At 46.6% G+C, this 23,553-nt stretch carries 22 protein-coding genes, 3 pseudogenes and 1 riboswitch; of the genes and pseudogenes, 7 read left to right on the top strand and 18 right to left on the bottom strand.

The genetic code is table 11. From position 1 onward, the window contains the following. Nucleotides 1–706 precede the first annotated feature (706 nt). A complete protein-coding gene (locus tag GBH70_RS14350; RefSeq protein ID WP_371862258.1) occupies nt 707–793 on the bottom strand; it encodes a YjcZ family sporulation protein in 87 nt (28 codons plus the stop codon). Between the two features lie 478 nt (nt 794–1,271). Between GBH70_RS14350 and GBH70_RS17700 the strand changes: the two genes are divergently transcribed. The 3 genes from GBH70_RS17700 to miaA all read left to right on the top strand — a co-directional run bounded on the left by GBH70_RS17700 (nt 1,272) and on the right by miaA (nt 3,342). Beyond that, nucleotides 1,272–1,595: a diacylglycerol/lipid kinase family protein gene (locus GBH70_RS17700; protein WP_308689685.1), complete on the top strand. Its 324-nt coding sequence runs from the start codon at nt 1,272–1,274 to the stop codon at nt 1,593–1,595. Between the two features lie 254 nt (nt 1,596–1,849). Beyond that, nucleotides 1,850–2,149, top strand: coding sequence for a diacylglycerol/lipid kinase family protein (locus GBH70_RS17695; protein WP_308689687.1), 300 nt, complete (start codon nt 1,850–1,852; stop codon nt 2,147–2,149). A gap of 248 nt (nt 2,150–2,397) precedes the next feature. Continuing rightward, nucleotides 2,398–3,342 (top strand): tRNA (adenosine(37)-N6)-dimethylallyltransferase MiaA, encoded by a 945-nt coding sequence (miaA, locus tag GBH70_RS14340; RefSeq protein ID WP_151681669.1) that lies wholly within the window; start codon nt 2,398–2,400, stop codon nt 3,340–3,342. Nucleotides 3,343–3,514: 172 nt separating this feature from the next. Here miaA and GBH70_RS14335 read toward each other — a convergent pair. Further along, nucleotides 3,515–3,788: pseudogene (locus GBH70_RS14335) on the bottom strand (IS1380 family transposase); the annotation flags it as partial. 1,063 nt (nt 3,789–4,851) lie between these two features. On the opposite strand from GBH70_RS14335, the gene GBH70_RS14330 reads away from it, so the two are divergent. Both GBH70_RS14330 and GBH70_RS14325 read left to right on the top strand, forming a co-directional pair. Beyond that, nucleotides 4,852–5,769, top strand: coding sequence for a DMT family transporter (locus GBH70_RS14330; protein ID WP_151681668.1), 918 nt, complete (start codon nt 4,852–4,854; stop codon nt 5,767–5,769). A gap of 82 nt (nt 5,770–5,851) precedes the next feature. Then, entirely contained in the window at nt 5,852–6,076 is a 225-nt protein-coding gene (locus GBH70_RS14325; protein WP_151681667.1) for a hypothetical protein, read from the top strand. Nucleotides 6,077–6,245: 169 nt separating this feature from the next. Here GBH70_RS14325 and GBH70_RS14320 read toward each other — a convergent pair. Then, nucleotides 6,246–7,828 (bottom strand): annotated as a pseudogene (locus GBH70_RS14320) (long-chain-fatty-acid--CoA ligase). A gap of 130 nt (nt 7,829–7,958) precedes the next feature. Beyond that, a complete protein-coding gene (locus tag GBH70_RS14315; RefSeq protein WP_151681666.1) occupies nt 7,959–8,486 on the bottom strand; it encodes a P-loop NTPase family protein in 528 nt (175 codons plus the stop codon). 159 nt (nt 8,487–8,645) lie between these two features. Between GBH70_RS14315 and GBH70_RS14310 the strand changes: the two genes are divergently transcribed. Further along, the gene (locus tag GBH70_RS14310) at nt 8,646–9,749 is read left to right on the top strand and encodes a glycerol dehydrogenase (RefSeq protein ID WP_151681665.1); all 1,104 of its coding nucleotides are present in this window, start codon (nt 8,646–8,648) and stop codon (nt 9,747–9,749) included. 234 nt (nt 9,750–9,983) lie between these two features. Here GBH70_RS14310 and GBH70_RS14305 read toward each other — a convergent pair whose 3' ends face one another. From GBH70_RS14305 to GBH70_RS14275, 7 genes are all read right to left on the bottom strand, one after another. Next, entirely contained in the window at nt 9,984–10,511 is a 528-nt protein-coding gene (locus GBH70_RS14305; RefSeq protein WP_151681664.1) for a YbaK/EbsC family protein, read from the bottom strand. 193 nt (nt 10,512–10,704) lie between these two features. Then, nucleotides 10,705–11,331 (bottom strand): NAD(P)-binding protein, encoded by a 627-nt coding sequence (locus GBH70_RS14300; protein ID WP_151681663.1) that lies wholly within the window; start codon nt 11,329–11,331, stop codon nt 10,705–10,707. 373 nt (nt 11,332–11,704) lie between these two features. Further along, a complete protein-coding gene (locus tag GBH70_RS14295; protein ID WP_151681662.1) occupies nt 11,705–12,445 on the bottom strand; it encodes a sirohydrochlorin chelatase in 741 nt (246 codons plus the stop codon). A 7-nt stretch (nt 12,446–12,452) separates the two neighbouring features. Beyond that, on the bottom strand, nt 12,453–13,208 hold the full coding sequence (gene cobA / locus GBH70_RS14290) for a uroporphyrinogen-III C-methyltransferase (protein WP_151681661.1): 756 nt from the start codon (nt 13,206–13,208) through the stop codon (nt 12,453–12,455). Continuing rightward, entirely contained in the window at nt 13,205–13,690 is a 486-nt protein-coding gene (locus GBH70_RS14285) for an inorganic phosphate transporter (RefSeq protein ID WP_151681660.1), read from the bottom strand. Before GBH70_RS14285 ends, cobA begins: the two co-directional genes overlap by 4 nt. A 14-nt stretch (nt 13,691–13,704) precedes the next feature. Then, complete coding sequence (locus GBH70_RS14280; protein WP_172968317.1) at nt 13,705–14,331, bottom strand: inorganic phosphate transporter; 627 nt, start codon at nt 14,329–14,331, stop codon at nt 13,705–13,707. 5 nt (nt 14,332–14,336) lie between these two features. Further along, on the bottom strand, nt 14,337–15,065 hold the full coding sequence (locus tag GBH70_RS14275; protein WP_151681658.1) for a phosphoadenylyl-sulfate reductase: 729 nt from the start codon (nt 15,063–15,065) through the stop codon (nt 14,337–14,339). Between the two features lie 110 nt (nt 15,066–15,175). Further along, a riboswitch (SAM riboswitch) is annotated at nt 15,176–15,281 on the bottom strand. A gap of 138 nt (nt 15,282–15,419) precedes the next feature. On the opposite strand from GBH70_RS14275, the gene GBH70_RS14270 reads away from it, so the two are divergent. Further along, complete coding sequence (locus GBH70_RS14270) at nt 15,420–16,850, top strand: glycosyl hydrolase family 28-related protein (protein ID WP_253693946.1); 1,431 nt, start codon at nt 15,420–15,422, stop codon at nt 16,848–16,850. 432 nt (nt 16,851–17,282) lie between these two features. Here the strand turns inward: GBH70_RS14270 and GBH70_RS14265 are convergent, their stop codons facing one another. From GBH70_RS14265 to GBH70_RS17930, 7 genes and pseudogenes are all read right to left on the bottom strand, one after another. Beyond that, a complete protein-coding gene (locus tag GBH70_RS14265; RefSeq protein ID WP_017553192.1) occupies nt 17,283–18,005 on the bottom strand; it encodes an amino acid ABC transporter ATP-binding protein in 723 nt (240 codons plus the stop codon). Further along, nucleotides 18,002–18,658, bottom strand: a complete 657-nt coding sequence (locus tag GBH70_RS14260; RefSeq protein ID WP_017553191.1) for an amino acid ABC transporter permease — start codon at nt 18,656–18,658, stop codon at nt 18,002–18,004. The genes GBH70_RS14265 and GBH70_RS14260 overlap by 4 nt, the downstream gene beginning before the upstream one ends. 92 nt (nt 18,659–18,750) lie before the next feature. Continuing rightward, a complete protein-coding gene (locus GBH70_RS14255) occupies nt 18,751–19,554 on the bottom strand; it encodes a basic amino acid ABC transporter substrate-binding protein (protein WP_026685138.1) in 804 nt (267 codons plus the stop codon). Nucleotides 19,555–19,738: 184 nt separating this feature from the next. After that, nucleotides 19,739–21,157 (bottom strand): NAD-dependent succinate-semialdehyde dehydrogenase, encoded by a 1,419-nt coding sequence (locus tag GBH70_RS14250; RefSeq protein ID WP_151681657.1) that lies wholly within the window; start codon nt 21,155–21,157, stop codon nt 19,739–19,741. A 27-nt stretch (nt 21,158–21,184) separates the two neighbouring features. Continuing rightward, nucleotides 21,185–21,784 carry a hypothetical protein gene (locus GBH70_RS17935; RefSeq protein ID WP_443098252.1) on the bottom strand — a complete coding sequence of 200 codons (600 nt, stop codon included), beginning with the start codon at nt 21,782–21,784 and terminating at the stop codon, nt 21,185–21,187. Nucleotides 21,785–21,890: 106 nt separating this feature from the next. Further along, on the bottom strand, nt 21,891–22,952 hold the full coding sequence (locus GBH70_RS14245; protein WP_151681656.1) for a phosphotransferase family protein: 1,062 nt from the start codon (nt 22,950–22,952) through the stop codon (nt 21,891–21,893). 246 nt (nt 22,953–23,198) lie between these two features. Next, nucleotides 23,199–23,380 (bottom strand): annotated as a pseudogene (locus tag GBH70_RS17930) (IS256 family transposase); the annotation flags it as partial. Between the last annotated feature and the right edge of the window lie 173 nt (nt 23,381–23,553).

Genomic DNA, 23,553 nt, shown 5'->3' with positions numbered 1-23,553 from the left:
CTCTCCAATTTCTCATCATGAACCTGGAGCGAAAGCTCAGAGTTCTTTTTTTGAAATTTTTACAAAACACTATTTTGTCTTTTGATAACCGAATTTTGGCTTGCATCTGATTCGTTCAGCAAGCCCTAACTAGTTCAACATAATTTTTATTCTCCAAGTACTATATTATTTTTTCGATATCGCCCAAAAAAATCCCTGCCAAATGACAGAGTTATCGTTTATCGACAAAATAGAATTCGTTTTCGTTTTTAGAAAATACGCCTTCTTCTTTAAAAGAAAAATAGCAGCAATTAAGAAAAACGGGATAAATCTTCTGCCAAAGCCGGTACGAATAACCATTCCTCCTGGAGGTGGGTCTACGTCTATCACTCCTCTATAAACCCTTCCATTTCGATCCATCACTTCAACAGGTTCTCCCTGATATCTTCAAACTAAATGATGCACTATTTATCCCTCCTTTTTAACTTAAGAGATTTTGGAATAGGGGATATAAAACGAGTCTTGTCCCATCCATTTTTTGTAAAAATCGTAGGATACAGTGAGTTGACTTGAATCGGTAAACGAGAAGATTGGCTTCTTTGCCATATCTGCTTGTACCAATTTTAAAAATGTTAAAACATGAACAAATGGCACTTTGCCCTATTGCAATAAGCAACATCAATCTTGTTATAATCAAACTAGGAATTTTATATCACCTTACTAGGAATTAATAACCGCCTTGCCCCGTAAAAGAACTTCCTACAATGATCAGTAAGATGAACAGGACAACGATTAAAACAAATGTCATATATATAACATCTCCTTTTGAGTATTTGAGGATCTGCTAAATCTGCAATCCCTACTTTTAAAGTATGTTCTTAAGAAAGAGTTGTATTGGACAAACTCATCAACTTACATAAAATTCCATATTTATCTAATCGATACAGTTCTTTGCTTTATGATCTTTATTTAGGACTTGCTGAACGGAATCAGATGCAATCCCTATTTAAATTTCCGCTGGATGATAGTAAAGAATCGTTTTAAGAAAGTTAACTAATGCTCCGTTTTTTGATCATTAAAACGCCCTCCAAGTGCAAGGTTTTTCACGTATTTTCCAAAAACCCTTACACTTTATATTCGGAAAAAGCGGCTAAAACCCTTGTCAAATCTGGAATTTTTGCTTATTCAGCAAGCCCTAGTTATATAATGTTTATTAGCCATTCACAATCAATCGATTTTCTCATATCCTGCAAAATTTCTACAATTTGCAATAAAAAGGAAAGATCTATGTGATGTATTATTTTATCGTCCATAAAATCTCGGGGAATGGAAAAGGGCGAAAAGTTTGGAAAAAGATTGAAAAAATGCTTCAAGAAAAACGGATATATTATCAAGTGCATTTTACAGAACGTCCGAAACATGCAGTCGAAATCGCGAAGGAGATTTCTTCTGAAACATGTTATGTTGTTGTGGCTGTAGGCGGAGATGGTACAGTTCATGATGTGGCTAACGGGTTAATTGATTCGAATGTACCTTTAGGTATTATTCCTGCAGGATCGGGAAATGATCTTGCAAGGGCTCTTGATATACCAATGGACTATAAGGCATTAGAATGAATTTTAATAGAGCAAAGAAAAATGGATATTGGTAGAATTGGGAAGAATACTGCATCACTGTAACGGGAATTGGTTTTGACGGTCAAGTCGCCGAAGTAAACAATTCCTCGAAATATAAAAATTGATTGAATTTTATACGATTAGGGAATCTTTCGTATGGACATAGTTTATTGCATGTTTTATTCAAATTTCGTCCTGTCAACATTCAATTAATAGTGGATGGAAAGGAACATCGTTTTTTTAATGTTTGATTCATTGCCATTGCCAATATTCCAAATTACGGTGGAGGTATAAAAATATGTCCGGAAGCTTGTTATAATGATGAGCTTTTTGACATTTGTATCGTACACGACTTGACAAAATGGGAACTGTTGCGCACTTTTCCAAAAGCATATAAAGGAAAGCATGTTCATCATCCTAGTGTCACTATGATAAGAGGAAGACAAGTAGACGTTACCACTGAATGGCCGGTTCTGGTACAAGGTGATGGCGAGATTCTCACCAAAACTCCAGTGAATGTCACGATCGAAAAGAATGCATTACTAATCATTTAAAAAAAGACAATACCGTAAAAAATTTTTGAGATACATAGCGAAAACAACACTGAAGCTGTCTCGCAATGCAATGTATTTCTCTTTTTGGATTGTGTAACGAACTGACCATAGAATGAATAGAGAAAAAAGCCATAAAACGAAAGATAGAGGAATGTTTGGCACTTCATTTGGTTAGAATGAACAAAGTGTGTAAATCCTTTCGTTTTATGATACGATAAGGGAAAAGTAAGGGGAAGGCTGGGAAGAATGTGAGAGAGAAAGAAAAGCTGATTGTGCTCGTTGGCCCGACTGCAGTGGGGAAAACTGCACTAAGTATCCGCCTTGCGCATCGTTTTCAAGGAGAGATCATCAGCGGAGATTCTATGCAGATATACAAAGGGATGGACATCGGAACGGCAAAGGTGACCAAAGCGGAAATGGCCGGCATTCCCCATCATTTAATTGATATTAAAGAACCTGACGAATCCTTTTCGGCGGCAGAATTCCAGAAGCTTGTGAGAAAGAAAATAACCGAAATAACGGAAAAAGGACGAATCCCTATTCTTGTAGGCGGCACCGGACTTTATATCCAATCAGTCATTTACAATTACCAATTTACCGATGTTCCGGGAGATTCGTCTTTGCGAGCTGAATTGGAACAAACAGCTATAGAAAAGGGCGAACTTTTCTTGCATCAACAGTTAAAGGAAGTGGATCCTAAAAGTGCGGAATCCATTCATCCTCATAATGTACGCCGCGTCATTCGCGCTCTGGAAATTTACTATACGACTGGAAAGCCGATGTCCGAGTATCAATCCGGCCAACATTCGCAGGAACTTTACCATACTACCATTGTTGGGTTGACGATGGAACGCAGCAAGTTGTATGAACGGATTAACCAAAGGGTGGATCTGATGATCAACCAAGGGCTAATCGAGGAAGTCAAGGAGTTGAGAAAGCGAGGCATCCGCAACTGTCAATCCGTTCAGGCGATTGGATATAAAGAAATTTATGATTTTTTGGATGGAAAAGTAACGCTTGAAGAAGCTATCGAACAATTAAAAAAGAATTCACGGCGTTATGCTAAAAGGCAGCTTACATGGTTTCGAAATAAAATGAATGTTCAATGGTTTGATGTCACAAATGAGCATGAACGCGAGAAAAAATTTCAGGAAATTTCTCAATTTATAGCAGGAAAGCTTCATTTAAAATAGAATAATTAACCCAAATTACGAAAGTGCAATGACTTGGTAGATAGAATCTGATAATTTGGAACAAAATGTAAAATATGGAATGATGCACGTAAGGTAATGACGGTTTGAAGGTATACTTTCCCCCTCCCCATCTTTGCGGGCCTTTCAATTTCCAGTATTCAGTTCCAGATTATCAATCAATCATTCGTACACTCTTGATCATTTCTTGAAACACCCTTTTATGGGCATAGTCTCGCAAATGTTAAGTGACACGCTGCGGCTGTGATGCGTCAAAACTCCGGGCGAATAAATGATATCTCTCCGGAATCTCCTGATGGTATAGGACTTAAACACTGGCGGGCAATGCTCTTTTTTAAAGATCTCCAGTAAATTGTACGCCAGTAATTTAATAAGGAGTCCATATGATTGGCTCCGAAAGAATCCATTGGAATCTTGTCGATTGAAAATCATTTTTGAGACAGGAATGTTATAATTCACCTTAAAGGTGCCCCCTTTCTTGGTTATTTGGTTTTTCGTCAAACTCAATTATACCAAAGGATGGGGCCCTTTTTTATTTTAAATTACTATTTTGCTTTCGTAATATGGGATTATATTAAATTTAGTCTATTGATATTGCAACTTGATATTCTGAAAACACCCGTTCATTGGTAAATGAGACTGTTCACAAAACACTACCAATAGAAGAGGTACCTTTTATTATGATGATTGAATGAAAGATATCAATTTTTGTGGACTATTTTTTACACATCTTAAAATTCTCCTGTCGAATTAGAACACCTTGAATACACGAACCTGAATTGTAATTCAATAATAAATTACCTTAATTGCTAAAATAGCCCGCTATACAATTAGCAGGCTAAAGTAGATATTTTACCTGAGTACATGGCAAAATTTACACTCAATATCGAAAAGTTGATGGGCATCATTTCCACAGCGAGATCAAATCGGAACTGGATTTGGAACGCCTTACCTTCCGGGAAGTACAAAAACATCAATGTGCAAAAAAAATTGAAACAGTGGTCTTGATCGGCTCAAATGAAACAAAACTGTCCACTTCATTTAATGAAAAGTACAATCTCGTGATAGAAAAAGATTCGGTCTTCTCCTACACAGTATTAAGGGCCAGGAAGGAAAAGACTTCTTCTGCATCGAACCGTAGACAGCGAAAAAAGACGAATTTAACCGAAAAGAAGAACTCATTAATGTTAAACCGAATGGCAAGTATGAAACGGAACTGAAGATTAGCCTGAAAAAAAGGAGCCATGCCAAATTTTTAAAAGACGCCTTGAAACGGTTTCGTTTTTTATTTTCTCATTATGGTCAAAAAGTCTCCTTAATATGTTAAAATTAAGAATATTACCATTACGGAGGTGCCTCCTGATGCGTCTGTATTTCGATCTGTTTGAAAACGACCAGCCTGCCACCCGTTCCTGATACGGGGAACGAACGGCCGATTCGATACCTCGTCTAATTGAATGCATCCAAAAATAGACGGAGGTTGATGAATGGATGAAAAACCAACTTGCCGGCGCGTTTTGTTTGGCGCTCGCTTCCAGCATCTGGGGCGGGATGTACGTTGTCAGCAAATACGTATTAAACGTTGTGCCGCCGCTGACGCTTTTGTGGCTGCGTTATATCATCGGCTTTGCGGTGCTTTACGCCATTTTGAAAATAAACGGGAGAAAAAAGGGGAAAAAGCGCATCACGAAAAAAGACTGGCTGCTCTTATTCTGGATCGGGTTTGTCGGCTATTTTGTATCGATCGCCCTGCAGTTCATCGGGACGCAAAAAGCGGATGCCCATACCGGCGCCATTATTACGTCCGCTTCTCCTGTGTTTATCGTTATTTTCGCGCGGTTTATTTTAAAAGAAAAGCTGACGGCGCGGAAAATCGTGTCGTTGCTTTTGGCATCTAGCGGCGTCGTGATCGTAATCGGCTGGGACATCCATATCAAAACTTATTTTTGGGGCAGCCTCATTTTAACCGGGGCAATGATTACGTGGGCATTGCTGTCCGTTTATGTAAAGGTCGCTTCCGAAAGAATGGACTCCCTTACGATTACGGCTTATGCGATTTTGTTCAGCTTGGTGTTTACGACGCCTTTTATGATCCGGGAAATCCAAAAAGAGTCGGTCTCTTTCAACAGCTTTTGGGTCATAGCGGGCATCCTTTACCTTGGCATTGTCTCCACCGCCGGGGCCTTCTTCCTTTGGAACAAAGGGCTCGAACTGATGGATGCGGGCGGCGGGTCTTTATTTATGTTTTTGCAGCCTGTTGTCGGTTCCTTTCTCGGCTGGCTTTTGCTGCACGAAAGTTTAAATGGCCACTTTTTTCTCGGCGGCGCGCTGATCTTGGCCGCGATCGGCATTTCCCTGCTGGCCGAACCGGTCCGTCTGACTGCCGCACAAAAAAACTTGCCTGAATAAGGCGAGTTTTTTTTGCAATTTTGAAGGAATTTTGCCGGATTTTATCGAAGGTATAAGAAAACATGTTCCGGGAGGCAAAAAGATGGATCGGTACAGTTGCTTGGCTTACCTTTTGTTCCAGGTGGATGATGAAACGGCAAAAGACGCGGCAATCCGGCTCGTGCAGGGGGACCTCACGCTGGAAGAGGCCAAATCCGACCCAACCCTTTTTCCGCATTTGGAAGCATGTGAAAAACAGCTGAAAAAACAGCCGCCCGATTCAGAACTGGTTTGCGCCTTTATGGAAGCATACATCTATGCCGTTTAAAAAAGGGACTGTCCCGCTCGTAACATACATTGCCATTCGCTAACAAAAGGCGCTGCCCCAAAAACCGACAAACCAGTTCAGGGGCACCCCTTTCTTCATCGTTTGTTTCGCTCAGCGGGTCGTCCTGCCATCCGTAAAAAACCTCGTTAAGCCTAACGGGGGTGAATGCTTAATTGACAAACCGCTCTGTTTTCCCGAGTTTTTCCCAATACTCGTTCCGCAAATGGACTTTTTGTATTTTTCCGGAAGCGGTTTTCGGGAGTTCGTTGACAAAAGTGACACCTGTAACGGCTTTGAAATAGGCCAGCTTTTCCCTTGAGAAACGGATGATCTCTTCTTCGGTCGCGGTTTCATTTTCCTTCAGACGACAAACGCATGGGGCGTTTCCCCCGTTTTTTCATGCGGCACAGCAATGAGCGCCGCTTCCAAAACGGCCGGATACTCATATAGCTACTTCGATCGAAGGAATATTTTCGCCGCCACTGATGATAATATCTTTTTTCCGGTCGACGATATCGATATAGCCGTATTCATCAACAGTCGCCATATCGCCAGTATAAAGCCGCCCGTTCCGGATCGTTTTCATCGTTTCTTCAGGATTTTTCCAATATCCGAGCATAACACCATGGCTTCTGACCGCCACTTCGCCGATTTCTTTTCCGTCATGTGCCACTTCTTCATCGTTTTTCCTTACGACGCGCACGTCACAGCCGATCATCGGGTAGCCCGCTTTTGCCCGCAGCCGCAATTGTTTCCCGCGGTCGAGCCCGTCAAGATGGGACCGGATCATGGAAACAAGGCTGAGCGGCGTCGATGCAGTCATGCCGTACACCTAGATAAATTCCCGGCCCAGTTCTTTTTCGACCCGCTCGACAAATGCCGGCGGCAGCGCAGCACCGGCAATGACCCCACCCGCACATCCTGTTCAACAACAGGATGGTGTTCTTCATGTACTGCAGCAGGCTGTTCAACACGGTCGGCGCCATATGCAGCACCGTGACTTTATGTTTGATGATTTCACGGAAAATCCCTTCCGCCGACGCTTTTCTTAAGCAAACATGGGTGGCACCGTTTTCCGTATAGTAAAACGGCGAACCCCAACCGTTCACATGGAACATCGGCAACACATGAAGGTAGACATCCTGGTCACTGACGCGCAAATGGTGCATCGCGCTTAAAGCATGCAGGTAGTTGTTGCGGTGTGTCAGCATCACGCCTTTCGGATTCCCGGTCGTACCGCTTGTATAAAGGAGGCTGCACACATCGTTTTCATCCAAATCGGCACGCGGAAACGGTTCCAGCGAAAACCTGTCCAGCCAGTGTCATAGCCGATTTCATTGCACGACTCATCTTTATAATGGGCAATAATGTGTTCGACCATTTCAAGCTTGTCCTTGATCGGCACGATTAAATGGTATAAATCCTGGTCGACAAACAGCACTTTCAATTCGCTGTGGTTTAAAATAAGTAAGTAGTCCGCCGGGGTCAGCCAGATATTGAGTGGCACCATCACCGCGCCAAGTTGGAAAATCCCGTAAAACCCTTCGAGCATTTCCAGCGTGTTTGGCGCCAAATAAGCCACCCGCTCCCCTTTTTCGATGCCAAGATCCTTCAACCCATGCGACAGCCGGTTGACCCTCCCATTCAATTCCCGGTATGTAAACACCCGCTCCCCGCAGTACACCGCCGTTTTATCCCGTACAAAAGCACCGCACGGTCGAGAAACTCCGGCAACACCAATGGTACGTTCATGTATTCCCCTCCTAAGTTTGTGAAAAATTCCCGTATCCCTTTCCCCGCTCTGTTCCTCTTCCATTCCAAGCATCGCACTGTTGTATAACACTATTACAAAAGATATTGTACACACTTTCAATAGTCAAATTTATTTGTAAATAACAAAAGCCATATTTTTTAAGAAAGCATTGATTTGCTTCCTCCCTTTTAACACGATAACCGTTTTCCCCATTTGTTTATAAGATTCGATCCGTTCCACCATCTTCTTTTTCCGGGAATGGTAGGTCGACACAATAAACTTCAAAAATTTGAAATCCAGCTTTTCTTCACAGCCTTTTCCCATATCCGGGCGTGTTTTTCCGTGGTTTAAGATTCTCCTTTTGACCACACGGTAGAGGCAGACCAAAAGCGGCAGCTCCAAATAGAAGACCGTGTCGGCAGCAGCTTCCCGGATATCAATGGAATTGCTGTAATTGCCTTCCATGATCCAGGTGTCTTTTTGTACGACTTCCATTTGGGAAGCCCTGAACTCCTCCAAAGAGGCTTCTTTCCAACCGGGTTTCCAAAAAAGCGCATCCAAATGGATCACTTCTATTCCGAGTTTTTCCCCGAGCCGCCTTGCAAAAGTGGATTTTCCCGCCCCGGCTGAAACACCAATCACCAAAATCCGCTTCATCATCCGACACCCCCTTGGGTTAGATTTTACCGTGCAAAGCCCAGAGATAATACCTTTTTATGTAATGAACATTTTCACAGTTTTGTAATTGGTTTCCGCTTACATTTTTAATATAATGAAAATGTAATAAGAAAAAATTTTTGGGAGGCGCCATTAATTATGAAAATTCCTGTAAAATCTGTCACATCTCCGAAAAAATTTATCATCGGGAAAGGCCTGCTTGCTAATCTGAATGAGTACATAAAAGATTTGGGTGATCATGCTTATGTGATTTGTGATGAGTTTATCCTCGACCGCGCAAAAGAAGAAGCCGGACGTTCAATTGAAGAAGGCGGCGGAAAAGCAACTTTTGAAAAATTCAACTATGAATGCACCCAAGAAGAAATCGACCGGAACCGGAGATTGGCACGTGAAGCCGGCGCCAACGTCATCGTCGGTATCGGCGGCGGAAAAACGCTCGATACCGCGAAATCAACCGCTTACTATGAAAAGCTGCCGGTCGTGATTTTCCCGACAATCGCTTCAACCGACGCGCCATGCACGGCTTTGGCTGTGATTTACAAAGAAAGCGGCGCTTTTGACCGCTATTTGTTCCTGCCAAGCAACCCGGATGTTGTGCTTGCTGATACGGAAATCTTAGCCGCTGCACCTGTCCGCTTTTTCGTTGCCGGCATCGGGGACGCACTTGCCACTTATTTTGAAGCACGCGCATGCTACCAGGCAAACGGCGACAACCTTGTTTTGATGAAACCGTCCGTAACCGGCTTGGCGATTGCCCGCACCTGCTATGAAACGGTCCTTGAAAACGGGGTAAAAGCTGTGGAAGCGGTTAAGCAGAAAGTCCCGACGCGGGCTGTGCAGGACACCATTGAAGCAACGATTTATATGAGCGGTGTCGGTGCTGAAGCCGGCGGGCTGGCCGCAGCGCACGCCATCCATAACGGCATGACAGCTGTACCTGCCCTCCACAAAGCGCAGCACGGCGAAAAAGTCACGTTCGGGCTATTGGCGCAGCTTGTCCTTGAAAACGCGCCGAAAGAAGAACTCGAAACCGTCATCCATTTCATCAAAGCAGTCGGCCTGCCGCTGACATTGAAAGACCTTGGCGTAGAAGAATTTGTCGAAGCCGAGTGGAGGAAAGTTGCAGAAGACGCCTGCGCAGAAGGCGACACAATGGGCAACATGCCGTTCCCTGTTACGCCTGATGATGTCTATAACGCCATTGTTGCAGCCAATGCCATCGCAGAATCTTACCATGACTGATGTTTGAACCGCAAAAAAGCAGGGCGGAGACAAGCTCCCCTTGCTTTTTTGCTTTGAAGCATTTTACGTAAATTGCAACCCCGCGCCCCCTTCATTTTTTCGTGAAGCATTTACGAAAGAGGCAACCGCCGGCATGGCAAAAATGGTAACTCCCATGCCATTTCGCGTTGTAACATTGACGGAAGCTGCAGCCACTTGGCACATGGCAAGACGGAGATACTTCCCCTTGTTTGTTTATTGCGATTCCACTACCGGGCCGGATCCGTTTACCCTGCTGTATGCTTCATCTTCCCAGCCTTTACATACATCCACCCATTTTACCGCTTTTCCGTATGTATACAATTCATCGCAAGTCAACTCAATCGCCGAATTGCCGCTGCCGCACGCCGGGAATACGGTTGTGAAGCGCTTGAGGGAAACATCCATATAAACCGGCAGATCTTTTTTCAAACCGAACGGGCAGACGCCGCCGACAGCATGGCCGGTATGCTCGAACGTTTCTTCAGGAGAAAGCATCCGCGCCTTTGTGCCGAATGTGTGGCGGAATTTTTTGTTGTCGATTTTTGCATCCCCCGCGGCCACGACAAGCATTGCTTCCTCTTCGCCTGTGCCCCTGAACGCGAGCGTTTTGGCGATCCTTTCCGGCTCCACGTCCAATGCCTTGGCCGCCAGTTCAACTGTAGCGCTTGATAACGGAAGTTCGAGCACATCTTCGTGGCGGCCCCACTGCTTGAAATATACTTTAACATCCTCCAATGACATCGTAATGCACCCCTTTTCAAAAAATTTTTAATTATAGTTTAGCTGAACGAATTCGGATTGACAAACAGTTTACTACGATTTTTCGGCTCGTTTGTTTGAAGAGGCAAGGTTTCCGGGTATCGGTATTCTGCAGCGGGTAGTTTTTGCAAAAGCGTCAGGATTTCAGACCACTTTTCCCGGCTTGCAATATGCTTCAGCGGGCTGGTTTCCCGGTCCGGATTTTTAAAAAAGCCAGGACTTCCGATTGCTTTTCCGGGGTGCGGTATTCTTCCGCGAGCAATTTTTCCAGCCATTCCTTTTTTTCGTCTACGGTAAAAGCCGGCTGTTTGAGGAGCTGCCGGCATTCATATAAAAAATCGACGTATCGGCCGTATGCATCATCGTATTGATTGGATAATTCCGTGATGATCCGGGAAGCCAGCTTTGGACTTGCTCCATCCGTAGAAACGCTGATCGACAGCCTTCCTTTTTGAAGTAACGCAGGAAACATAAGATCGCCGTTTTCTGCATTCCCCGCATCGTTGATCAGCGCCGCTACCGGGGCATGGGCAACAGCCCATTTGTTTACATCGCGATCGTTTGTTGCCGCAATGACGACTTCTGCTTTGTTAACGTCATCCGGTTCAAAACGTTTCTGCTTCCATCTAATCTTGCCTTGTGCGGCCAAGGATTGCAATTCGGGATCGAGGGAAGGGCTGACAACGGTGATACGGGCCCCGGCCTTCTGCAAAATCCGGATTCTTCTGGCTGCGATCTTTCCCCCGCCAATGACAACCACCTGTTTTCCTTTAAAATCAACCATCACCGGTACCGAAGCCATCCACACCGCCCCTTTCGTGTGTTTTTTGGATCATCCCCGGTAGCTTAAGGTATGAAATGGATAAAAATTTGTTCAAATAGTCTATATATGGGGTCTTGAGGACAGTTCGAGTTGACATTTTCACTCTAATGATTTTTAAGATAGTTCTATTTTTACTGTCGAATGTCCTTACGAAGCTTTTTAAGGGCATTTTTCATTAAAGTTTTTAATTATCCATATAAAAGGACAAAATCCAAACCCTCATGTCCTTTACAAAGCCTCTTAAGGACAGTACTTCTGAAAGTTTGCACCCCAATGCCCAGTTCATTTTTAAAACCTTATATCCGGACAACTCTTCTTAAAAATCAATGCCCGGGTGCCTCCGCTGCTCCTTTCAAACAAACACTGCCGCTTTCAACGCTTCCTTTGTCCGGTCAGCCAGCGCGTCGACCATGTGTGGATGGCAGCCGAGGTACTGTACCAGACGGACATCATGCCCTTCCCGGTTTAACTTGTCCACTTTCTTTTCCATCGACCGAACGAGCAGGCCGGTAAACCATAAATACGGGGCCACCACAACCGGGCGCCCGGTTCCGGCGAGCTTAAACAGCGCTTTGTCAAAAGACGGCTGCAACACCGCTAAATACGATGGCTTAACGGATTCCACCCCCAGTTTTTCTCTCAGCCGGGATGAAATTTTTTCAAAGTCCCGGATTGTCCCTGGATTTCGGCTGCCGCGCCCGACCAGGAGGATCTCCGCACCCGGGGGCACCCCGGTTTTCCGGATATTTTCCGCAACGACATCGATGATCCGATCCTGCACTCCGAGCGGCCGGCCGTAAGTAAAAACAATATGCGGATACCGTTTTTTCGCTTCCCGGATCGCGCGCGGGATATCTTCATGATAATGGCCGGCGCTCAAAAGCAGGACCGGCACGACCGCAATGCGCCCCGCCCCGCCCCGGACAAGCGCAGCAATGCCGGCTGCTATATCCGGCTCAGCAATTTCCAAATAACAAATCTCCTGTAGGTCTGCTTCTATTTTTTCCATCACAAGCCGGATCGTCTTTGTTGCTTCTGCCGCTGTTTCCGGAACGCGACTGCCATGGCTGACGTATAAAATCCCTTGTTTCATACGCCGGTCACCCTGTATACACTGCAGCCGCCTGATGTTCGAACCATTTTAATTCGCTGCGCAGTTTCACAACTTCACCGATAATCAGAAGAGAAGGATTACGAAGCGCAGCAGCCTTTTCGCTAATATTTTCCAGCGTGCCCGTTACCGTTTCCTGCTTTTTGGTCGTGCCCCAATGGATGAGCGCAGCCGGCGTGCCTGCAGGTTTCCCGTGTTTGATCAGCTGCGCGCAGATCAACGGCAAATTTTTTACGCCCATATAGATGCAAAGCGTATCAATCCCGGCATACTTTGACCAGTACGCATCCAAATCGCCGCCCTCTTTTGAAACGCCGGCTACAAACGCAACGGAGGCGCTGAGGCTGCGATGGGTAAGCGGAATACCGGCATAGGCAGGTGCAGCGGATCCGGCCGTGATCCCCGGCACGATTTCAAACGGAATATGTTTTTTCACAAGAGATTGCGCTTCTTCACCGCCCCGCCCGAAAATAAACGGGTCACCGCCTTTCAATCTCACAACGGTTTTTCCCTGGTTGGCGAAATGGCAAAGCAGATGGTTGATCATTTCCTGCGTCATCATGTGGGCGTTCGGTTTTTTGCCGCAATAAATCAGTTCCGCATCTTTTTTGGCCTCTTTTAACAACTCGGGATTCACCAGCCGGTCGTATAAAATGACCTCCGCTTCCCGGATTGCCCGCAAGCCTTTTACCGTAATCAGTTCCGGGTCACCCGGCCCCGCGCCGACTAAATATACTTTTCTCATCGTTTCACCTGCTCTTCTGTTGTAATGGCGTAAAGATTGGCAAACCGCTTTTTCCTGCCTGCGGTTTCCGATTCACGCTGGGACAATTGCTTCCGGCTGCCCGTCAGGCTGACCATGCAGACCGTCGCAATGGCAGCGCCGATGATCACAGCGTCTGCGTAAAAATTGAATTTTATGAAAGATTGGATCAAAAAATATGAAACGACCATGGACAACACCGGGGAAACAAACCATATCCTTAATATAATCGTAATGATCGGCTGTTTCCAAGCCGCCTGGCCGTTTTTCGCGGCACTGACACCGGCAATGGCCGAAGTGGTCACCTGCGTAATCGGAATCGGCAGGCCGTACAGCGAGGCAAGCGTCACAAGCACGCCCGAAACCCCGGAGATGGCAATGCCGTTTCCGACCGAAAGCCTGACAATTCTTTTGGCGCTTGTTTCAAAGACCCGGCCGCCCAAAGTCAAGACCCCGGCCACCATCAGCAAAGCACCCCTCAACACACCGATTTCTTGTGGAACGAGCCCCGCCCGACAAGCGGCCCGATCGCATTGCCGACATTGTTCATTCCGGCCGCATAAGCCTCAAGGCATCCGGTAATGATCAACACGATCGAAAAAAATTTCCCCGTTTTCGGGCCGAGCACGTTTTTTTCCTTAAAAATCCGGTTTCCGGCTTTTACAAGCAAATAAGTGACAAACATCGCGGCAACCGGGACAATAAACCAAAAAGCAACAATCGTAAACAGCATTTTCAGATGGAGCGACTGGTACGCAAGCCCGGCACCGACGATCGCCCCGACCGTCACTTCGCTCGTCGACAGCGGAACGCTCAACAGGTTCGAAATAAAAAGCGTCCCCGCCGAAGAAGCCAGCACGATCAGCACGACTTCAGGAGTTAGAATATGTTCCGGGATAATCGATTTGCTCAATGTTTTAACAACAGGCCCACTGCTGAAAACCGCACCCGCAAACAACGCAGCCGAGCAAATGATGAGCGCCGCCCTTTTTGATTTGACGGCCCCCGCCACGTATGAGACGCTCATTGATGCCGCAGAGCCGCTTGCCCCGATGTTATACGCGAAGAAATAGGCCATGACAAATGACAAGATGATGATGAGCAAATCCGTTAATCCCCTTTCTTTACCGTATGTAGCCCGCATTCGGTTTTGTTGAATCCCACCCATCTTCCTTCACGCGAATCGCCGTTCCCGACTGCACGCGTGCACGGGAAGCAGCCGATGCTCGGGTAGCCCTGGTCATGCAGTTCATTGTACGGTAAAACATTGGACCGGATATACTGCCAGACGTCGTCCCATGTCCAATAAATGAGCGGGCAGATTTTGATAGAATGGAACCGTTCATCCCGATTGACAAAATTGGTGTTCCGCCTTGTCGGAGACTGCTCGCGCCTTAAGCCCGATATCCAGGCGGCCGCCCCCTGTAATGTTTCTTCAAGCGGCTTGACTTTGCGGAGATAGCAGCATTGGTCCGGGTCACGTTTCCACAGGGCGGAGCCGTATTGCGCCGCCTGTTCGTCGAGCGTGAGGGACGGTTTTTTCATCCGTATATTCAAATCCGGATATTTTTTCTTCACTTTTTCAATCAAATCGTATGTCTGCGGAAAATGCAGATCGGTGTCCAAAAAAACGATGTCCGCATCTTTCCTGACTTTTGAAATTAAATCAATGAGCACAATCCCTTCGGCGCCAAAACTGCACGCATATACAACCGATTTGCCGTATATGCGGTAGGCCCATTGCAAAACTTCCAAAGCTCCCTTTGTATCATCTTCCGGCACGAAATCCGCAAACGGATCGGCGGTAAACTGTTCATAAGTGAGACGCGCTTGTTCCACCCTCTATTCCCCTCTTTCTTATTCGACTACTAAGAATTAAACCATAAAAAAACTTCTTACCCCAAAGTAAGAAGACATCCGGCAACTGTATTTAACACAGTATAGGCATCTTCTTATCTTTCAGGCATCCACCTGCAGGAATTGGCACAGTGTTCCGGTTCCGAACCTGCTGCCGAGGCTTCACAGGGCCTATCCCTCCACCTCTCTTGATAAGAAAACCATGAATATGAACTTGAAAATCATTTTATACCTTCTAACCCTATTCGTCAACTAAAAATTCAGACAAGGAAAAAAAGACCCATTCTTTTGACTGGATGATGCAGCAAATTGACATAGGGAGGAAAAAATGGCTGAATGGAAGCAAGACGAGGTGAAAATATGATGCATTTGGACAAACACCACGAACCAAGAACAAACGGAACATTACTGCGGCAACTCTCCCGCCGGCCGTTTCAACTGAACAGGCTGATTGAAGAAAACCTGCAGCTTTTTCAGATGTATTGCAATCCCAATTTTCCAAAGCCGTTTTCCTTCTCGCACCTGCTCTTGAACCGGAAATACCCTGTTGGACCATGCAAGACCTTCGCAGACGATAGCGGACTTGTTTACCCTGAATGGAAAACGGAACTGGACAAGGAATACAATAGGCTCCTTGAAACGGCCAATCGCGAAGTGAACATCCTTGACTTCGGCGCGATCGGGGACGGAAAAACCGACAGCACAACGGCGTTTCAAAAAGCAATCGGCAGCGGGCGGGTAAAAGTGATCGTGCCCGCGGGTACTTTTCTCGTCAAAGGGCTCAAGCTTCCTTCATGGACATGCCTGATCGGCCGCGGGAAAGGTGTTACAACGATCAAATTCCACCCGGGTGCGCCGAAAAAAACGCGGCTCGTCCAAAATGCCGACTTCCGGTACGGCAATGACCATATTCTCGTAGAAGGCCTGACGCTTGATTGGAATGTGGAAAGGCTCGGTCAAGCAGAAAAAACTTCGGCCGGAAACAACCGGTCGAGCTGCCTTACTTTTGCTCACGTCACGTACGGCTGGGTGAAAAACGTGGAAGCTGTCAATGCTGGCCTGCACGGCTTTGATGTGTCATCCACCCGCTATCATTATTTGGGCGACGGGTTCCTTGCCCCCGGGAGAAGCCGTTATATATGGCTCGACGGCATCACTGCAAGCGGGTTCGGAGATGATGGCATCACAACCCACCACAGCGACTATATTTTTATTTCAAACTCGTACTGCTTCCATCCGAGCGGCAGGGCCCATACGGAAGGTTTTTCCAACTCCAACGGCATTGAAATTGATGACGGCTCCCGCTATGTGTGGCTTTGCAATAACGCCACAACCGGTTGCTTCGGCGGCGTGGAAATCAAAGCCCACCACAATGCATCGGCCGCTTCCCATGTCCATATTTACGGCCATCTTTCGGTCCGGGACAACCGTTCTTTTAATTTCCGGCACATCGGCCACCATAAAGGGAAAGATGCCAATTCGAAAAGCGCCAACCATATTGTCGCGGCAAATCTTGTCTCTATTGCACCGGTTTTTACCGATTTATATAAAGATTCCACACCGCGCAGCCTCGTCGTTTCCGCATACCAAAATGTTGTAATCAACGGGCTCACCGCAATCGGCGACCCGGATTACGATTTTAAAGGTAATCCCGTGATCGCCATCCAATACCGGGCAAAAAACGTTGTCCTGAAAAATATTAACATCAGCGGGTTTAAAAATGCAAAACGGATAAAAGGCAAAGACAGATGCGTGTTGGTAAAGTGACTGCAGGGAGTTTCCGACATTTACGCTGGTCATTTGGCTTATCAGGTATAAATTTTAATTTTTTAAAGCTGTGAATGGGATAATTGGTCCTAATAGGGCTTCTATGAACCATAACTCGCTTTTCGTTCTTGGTTAACGGTCTTGATGAGGCATCTCGGAACCATCACACGGCTTTCATTTTTTGCTAATGGTCTTGTTGTGGCGTCTCAGAACCATTACACCATTTCAATTCCAAGCTTTCGGTCCCGAGGCGGATTCTCGGAATCATTACACGGCTTTCATTTTTTGCTAATGGTCTTGTTGTGACTTCTCAGACCATATCATGGCTTTAATTCCGGGTTAATGATCCGTAGTGGTAAGCATGCCATTCTTCCCTCTATGTAAAAAGGCTGCTCCGAAAGCCTCGGATCCTGCTTTCGGGGCAGCCCCTTCTTACAGCACCTTGCTCAAGAATGCTTTTGTCCGTTCTTCCTGCGGGTTTTCGAACAGTTCCTGCGGCGTGTTTTCTTCGACAATATAGCCGCCGTCCATAAACAGGACGCGGTCCCCGACTTCTCGGGCAAAGCCCATTTCATGCGTGACGACGACCATTGTCATGCCGTCTTTTGCCAGGCTCCTCATGACTTCGAGCACTTCCCCGACCATTTCCGGGTCAAGCGCAGACGTCGGTTCATCAAACAACATGATTTTCGGTTCCATCGCAAGCGCGCGGGCGATCGCAATCCGCTGCTTTTGCCCACCCGATAACGAATCCGGATACGCGTCCGCTTTTTCTTCGAGCCCAACTTTGCGCAAAAGTTCAAGCGCCTTCTGCTTTGCTGCTTCTTTTGAAAGCTTCCGCACCTTGATTGGAGAAAGGGTAATGTTTTCCAGAACGGTCATATGTGGAAAAAGATTAAACTGCTGGAACACCATGCCGACTTCTGTGCGGATTTTATTGATATTCGTCGACTTATCCGCGATATCAACACCTTCTATGTATACATGGCCGTCTGTGATCGTCTCAAGCAGATTGATGCAGCGCAGGAAAGTCGATTTCCCCGAACCGGACGGGCCGATGACGACGACCACTTCCTGCGGTTTGATCTCGACATTGATGTTTTTCAGCACCTCGTTATCCCCGAAAGATTTTTTCAAATTCACCACTTTGATCATTCTGTTGCCAACCTTCTTTCTATGAAGCGTAAAAGGAAGCTGAGGGAAAGCGTCAAAACGAGATAAAGGAAGGCAGCTGTCAGATACGGCTCCCAAACCCGGTAATACTGCGTTTCCATCGCCTGCGCCCAATATACAATTTCAGGTGCGGCAATAACGGATACGAGCGATGAATCCTTAATGAGTACGATAAATTCATTGCCAAGCGGCGGGATCATCCTTTTAAAAGCCTGAGGCAGAATGACATAGCGCATTGCCTGTACATGGCTGAGCCCAAGCGAACGGGCTGCTTCCATCTGCCCTTTTTCGATGGACTGCACGCCGCCCCGCAAAATTTCCGCCACATACGCGGCTGAGTTAAGCGAAAGGGCAATCACCCCGGCGACAATCCCGTTCGTTTTCCCTAAAAATAGCGGCACAGCGCCGAAGTTGACGATCAAAATTTGCACAAACAGCGGCGTTCCGCGGAAAAACCCGACATAGCACAGGAACGGGAGAGCGAGGATTTTATTCCGTATCATTTCCCCGAGCCCGATCAAGAGCCCTAAAAGCATACCGAACAATATACCCGCCACGGAAAGCCCGATCGTTAAAAGCGTTCCTTTCAACAAATACGGCAAATATTCGATGATGATATCAAAGCGAATATCCATGTGTTTCCTCCCTAGGCCAAAATTGCGCAACCTTAAGTTACGCAATATACAGTTTATGAAGCAGCCGGCGCGCACCGGCTGCACTTGAAAAATTATTTCTGCTGGGCTTTCAGTTTTTGAATATCCGGTTCGGTTTTGAACCATTTTTTATAGATTTTGGTGTAGGTGCCGTTGTCGTAAATTTTATTGATCGCTTTGTCGAAATCCGCTTTCAGTTTGCTGCCTTTCGGGAACATCAGGCCGTAATATTCGGCAGGGAACGCCTTCGTATCTTTGATGACTTTCAGCTTTTTGTCCGGGTTGTTTTTCGCGTATTCCTCCACAACCGTATTATCCGCAACGACCGCATCGGATCCGCCTTCGACCAAATCCATGATGGCCGTTGTGTTTTGCTTGAACTTTTTAATGTTTTTGTTATTTTTTCCAAACAAGCCTTCCAATACTTCCTGGGCGGTCGTTCCGCTTTGGACGGCGACAGTCTTGCCTTTTAAATCCGCCGCGCTTTTAATATCGCTCTTTTCCGGTACTAAAATTTCGTTCGTCGACAGGAAATACGGCACCGAAAAATCATACGTCTGCGCGCGTTCTTTCGTGATCGTAATCGAGGAAATGGCCATATCCGCCGATTTGTTTTTCACTTCGACAAACAAAGGATCCCAGCCGATGTTTTTCAACTGGACCCTGTAGCCGGATTCTTTGGCGAGGGCATTCATGACATCGACGTCAAAGCCGATAATCTGCCCTTTATCCATGTATTCAAACGGCGCATACGCAGCGTTCGTGTCGACTTTGATCGTTTTTTTCGTCTCCGTGCCGCTGCTGGTTTTGCTTAATCCGCATGCCGAAAGCGCCAAAACAAGAATCAATGCAAGCACGGATGCCGCAAATTTCTTCATCTTTTCTCCCCCTGTTTTTTCAATTTTCAAATCTACTCAAATAATAGCATAATGTTGTATGTATTGACAAAATTTATTATAACGTTAAAATTTGAATTGTTTTTTACTTTTGTAAGATTTTCTGACTAAAATTTTTTGATGTGTAAAAAAAGCGGCGGGCCTGCACCCGCTGCTTTTTTGAAGATTACAATCCAAGTGAAATATATTTGACTTCCAAAAATTCTTCGATACCGTAGCGTCCGCCTTCCCTGCCGAGCCCGCTCTGCTTGAAGCCGCCGAACGGAGCCTGCGGGGTGGACGGGAGCCCGTCGTTCAGCCCGACAATGCCGTATTCTAGGCCTTCAGCGATTTTGATGCCTTCCGAAATGTTTTCCGTGAATACATATGCAGCCAGCCCGTAAATCGAGTCATTGGCGCGTTTAATCGCTTCATCGATACCGGCAAATTTCGTCACCGGCGCGAGCGGCCCGAATGTTTCTTCGTTCATGCATAACATGTCATCGGTCACATTGGAAATGACAGTCGGTTCAAAGAAAAGCCCTTCTTTCACACTTCCGCCCGTTTCCACCTTGGCGCCTTTTTCGACCGCGTCTTTCACATGCTTTTCGACTTTTTCAACCGCATTTTTGTCGATCAGCGGCCCGATATCCGTTCCTTCTTCCAAACCGTTGCCGATGCGGAGCGCCTTCACTTTTTCGGTGAATTTTTTTGTAAAAGCTTCATACACTTCTTCCTGTACATAAATGCGGTTGGAGCATACGCAAGTCTGGCCGGCATTGCGGAATTTCGCCGCGACCGTGCCTTCCACCGCTTTGTCGAGGTCCGCGTTTTTCGTAACGATAACCGGCGCATGCCCGCCCAGTTCAAGCGACACTTTTTTCACGGTATCGGCCGAGCCGCGCATGAGCAGTTTGCCGACTTCAGTGGATCCGGTAAACGTCAGCTTGCGGACACGCTCATCTGCAAGCCAGACATCCCCGATTTCTTTTGCGCTTCCGGTGACGACATTGATGACGCCTTTCGGAATGCCGGCTTTTGCGGCGAGTTCCGCAAGTTTCAATGCAGTGAGCGGCGTTTGTTTTGCCGGTTTAATGACGACCGTGCAGCCGGCAGCAAGGGCAGGCGCCACTTTCCGGGTGATCATTGCGGCCGGGAAGTTCCACGGGGTAATCGCAGCCACGACTCCGACCGGCTGTTTATGGACGAACAGCCGCTTGTTCGTAACCGATGCCGGGATTGTTTCGCCGTAAATGCGTTTCCCTTCTTCGGCAAACCACTCGATAAACCCGTTCGCATAGCGCATTTCCCCGATCGCCTCCTTGAGCGGCTTGCCCTGTTCGATTGTCATCGTCCTGGCGAGCTCATTTTCGTTTTCCTGAATCAGATTGAACCAGGTGCGGAGGTACGCGCTCCGTTCGTAAGCGGACAGCGCCGCCCACGCCGGAAAAGCGGCATACGCAGCATCAGCCGCAAGCTCAGCTTCCTTTTTCCCGCCTTTCGGAACAGTCGCTATCACTTCATTGACTGCCGGGTTGTCCACTTCCATTTTCGGCAGCTCTTCCCCTGTCCATTCACCGTTAATGTACATCAGGTAATTTTCCAATAGCTCCATCTCCCTTCGTTTAATAGTTTACGATTTTTTGAGGGGAAATGCTTGTTTGAGGTTTTGTGGAAAAGTGATAGGGTTCAAGAATGGGGCGCAGGTTTGCAGGTGAGGTAAAATGAGGTAATGCGGCATATAGCGAGGATGAGCTACTAGTTTTAATTCGTTATAGGACATGGGGCACCATCTTTGGACAGGCTGGATTGCAGGGATTGCTTCAATTCCTTTTAGGTAATATAAAAACTGACTTTGTTGCCAATCCGAGCCCGCTACCCATTGCGTTTCAATTCCTTTTAGGTAATATAAAAACGCATCTTTGATTCTGTCTTGCCAGAGTTTTTTCTCAGTTTCAATTCCTTTTAGGTAATATAAAAACCCCCAAAAAACCTCTATATTATAACTATTCTCTCCCGCCCCCTTATTTTCCTTCCATCCAGCCCAAAATTTTAACCAATCCGCAAAATCCGCTCCATCTCTATATTCCTGAACAAATCCACTATCAAAAAATTGTCGTCGATCTCCCGGGTTTTGTGCGCTACTGGGGATCGACGACAAAACTAGAATTCCAGCCGCCCGCCGCCTATTCATAACCGACAGGCTTACCGTGCCACTCGAGATCGTCGGCAAACAGGCGGGTCAATCCCCGCCATGTCAGACTCGCACTCTACAAGTTACAACAGATACTAAATTGAATTATTTTTAGAGCAGGTAATCCCTTCCCCCAAGAAGCCCCCTACCTCACCTTATCCGCCACTTCGGCCGCGTACCGGATGAGACTGCGGACGACGGTGCCGAGGTGGGCGAAGCGCTGGTCCAGAGTTTGGCCGCGTTTATAGCGGTAGTAAATCTGCTGGCAGATGCCGGCGAGCTTAAAGTAACCGAAAATCAAATAGTAATCAATGTTCGAGACGTCACGGCCGCTTTTTTTCGCGTAGGCTTCGATAAACTCGCGGCGCGTCATAAAGCCGTCCATGACCGTGACAGACGGTTCACCGGTCCCCTGCTTGATCAACTCCGGATCATCCTTTTCCGTCCAGTAGCTGAGGGCGACGCCGAGATCCGCAAGCGGGTCGCCGACTGTAGCCATTTCCCAGTCAAACAGGCCGACCATTTTCGAAAAGTCTTCGCTCAACATCGCATTGTTGAGCTTGTAGTCATAATGGATCACCGCGGCACCGCTTTGCTTCGGAATATGGTCCCGCAAATAGTCGATGAGCGGCTCCACTTCCGGAATGTCGTCCGTTTTCGCGCGGTTGTAACGCTCAATCCAGCCATGCACCTGGCGTTCGAAAAATCCGTCCGGCTTTGACATCGCAAGAAGCCCCGTTTCTTCATACGGAATCGCGTGCAGTTCCACGAGCCGTTCGACCATGATCTCAGAAATTTTCCGGCACTTTTCCTTTGTAGGCTCCACACCAGTAGGAAAAGACGTATCCAGCACAACACCGTGTCTCCTTTCCATGATAAAAAACGGCGCTCCAACGACGGATGGGTCTTCTTCATAAAGATACACTTTCGGCGCCAGCGCGAAAAACGGTTGAAGCGCCTTCAAAACGCGGAATTCGCGCCCCATATCATGGGCTTTCGGAGCAACCGGGCCGAGCGGAGGGCGCCTCAGCACCGCTTCCCATGCACCCGCTTTCAATTGATACGTCAAATTTGAGCGGCCGGCCGAAAACTGCGACATTTTCAGCGGCGCATCGGGCATTTCCGGGATATGTTCCCGCAAATAGGCCTGCAGTTTTGTTAAATCCAGTTCTTCCCCTTTGCGGACCGGAATCGTATCCGGACTCATCATCCTCTCCCCCTCGTATATTATTTTTAGCCCCTTGCTTCAGAGCCTGAATTACCTGCTTGCTTCCAGTCATAAGTCAAATTTTTTGGGTATCCCGGGATATTTCTAGATAATGGATCATTAGGACAATTCTTTCTCCCTCTGTGGGTTTAACCACATTTATAAAATGTTTCTCAGTGTACACACGGTGCTTCCTACTTGCTGGAAAGCAACTCGAGCACCTGCCAGGGTTCTGCTAAAAGGAAGGGAAAAGCCGTTACGGCTATTTCCAGTATGAATTCCATTGACACTGTGCTTAGGACAGTTTCGGCTTCAAATATGGTTTGAAGTGTCTCTTTAAATAGATCTCTTATCATATTTTGAACATCGTCTACAGTTTGGCGTTGACTGGCCAGTTCTCTAATCGTCATATCGCGAAAATTTCGCATAAATGATCATCTACTTAATTGGTAAGTATGACCATTTACACAAAACAAAATACGTTCTCTCCTTAGAAGCTCTATTAAGACCATTCGTGACAGAATTTCCTCGCCTAACGGTCCTTAGAAGCTCTATTAAGACCATTCGTGACAGAATTTCCTCGCCAAACAGTCCTTAGAAG

The organism is Weizmannia acidilactici, from assembly GCF_008974225.1.
In the GTDB taxonomy this organism is placed as follows: Bacteria; Bacillota; Bacilli; order Bacillales; family Bacillaceae_C; genus Weizmannia; species Weizmannia acidilactici.
This window is presented reverse-complemented; position numbering and strand designations above follow the sequence as displayed.

Excerpts from the sequence above, each read along its gene's own strand:
- GBH70_RS17700 (WP_308689685.1), top strand. The coding sequence starts at position 1,272 with ATGTATTATTTTATCGTCCATAAAATCTCGGGGAATGGAAAAGGGCGA.
- GBH70_RS14330 (WP_151681668.1), top strand. The coding sequence starts at position 4,852 with ATGAAAAACCAACTTGCCGGCGCGTTTTGTTTGGCGCTCGCTTCCAGC.
- GBH70_RS14325 (WP_151681667.1), top strand. The coding sequence starts at position 5,852 with ATGGATCGGTACAGTTGCTTGGCTTACCTTTTGTTCCAGGTGGATGAT.
- GBH70_RS14315 (WP_151681666.1), bottom strand. The coding sequence starts at position 8,486 with ATGAAGCGGATTTTGGTGATTGGTGTTTCAGCCGGGGCGGGAAAATCC.
- GBH70_RS14310 (WP_151681665.1), top strand. The coding sequence starts at position 8,646 with ATGAAAATTCCTGTAAAATCTGTCACATCTCCGAAAAAATTTATCATC.
- GBH70_RS14305 (WP_151681664.1), bottom strand. The coding sequence starts at position 10,511 with ATGTCATTGGAGGATGTTAAAGTATATTTCAAGCAGTGGGGCCGCCAC.
- GBH70_RS14300 (WP_151681663.1), bottom strand. The coding sequence starts at position 11,331 with ATGGCTTCGGTACCGGTGATGGTTGATTTTAAAGGAAAACAGGTGGTT.
- GBH70_RS14295 (WP_151681662.1), bottom strand. The coding sequence starts at position 12,445 with ATGAAACAAGGGATTTTATACGTCAGCCATGGCAGTCGCGTTCCGGAA.
- cobA (WP_151681661.1), bottom strand. The coding sequence starts at position 13,208 with ATGAGAAAAGTATATTTAGTCGGCGCGGGGCCGGGTGACCCGGAACTG.
- GBH70_RS14285 (WP_151681660.1), bottom strand. The coding sequence starts at position 13,690 with ATGGTGGCCGGGGTCTTGACTTTGGGCGGCCGGGTCTTTGAAACAAGC.
- GBH70_RS14270 (WP_253693946.1), top strand. The coding sequence starts at position 15,420 with ATGGAAGCAAGACGAGGTGAAAATATGATGCATTTGGACAAACACCAC.
- GBH70_RS14265 (WP_017553192.1), bottom strand. The coding sequence starts at position 18,005 with ATGATCAAAGTGGTGAATTTGAAAAAATCTTTCGGGGATAACGAGGTG.
- GBH70_RS14260 (WP_017553191.1), bottom strand. The coding sequence starts at position 18,658 with ATGGATATTCGCTTTGATATCATCATCGAATATTTGCCGTATTTGTTG.
- GBH70_RS14255 (WP_026685138.1), bottom strand. The coding sequence starts at position 19,554 with ATGAAGAAATTTGCGGCATCCGTGCTTGCATTGATTCTTGTTTTGGCG.
- GBH70_RS14245 (WP_151681656.1), bottom strand. The coding sequence starts at position 22,952 with ATGAGTCCGGATACGATTCCGGTCCGCAAAGGGGAAGAACTGGATTTA.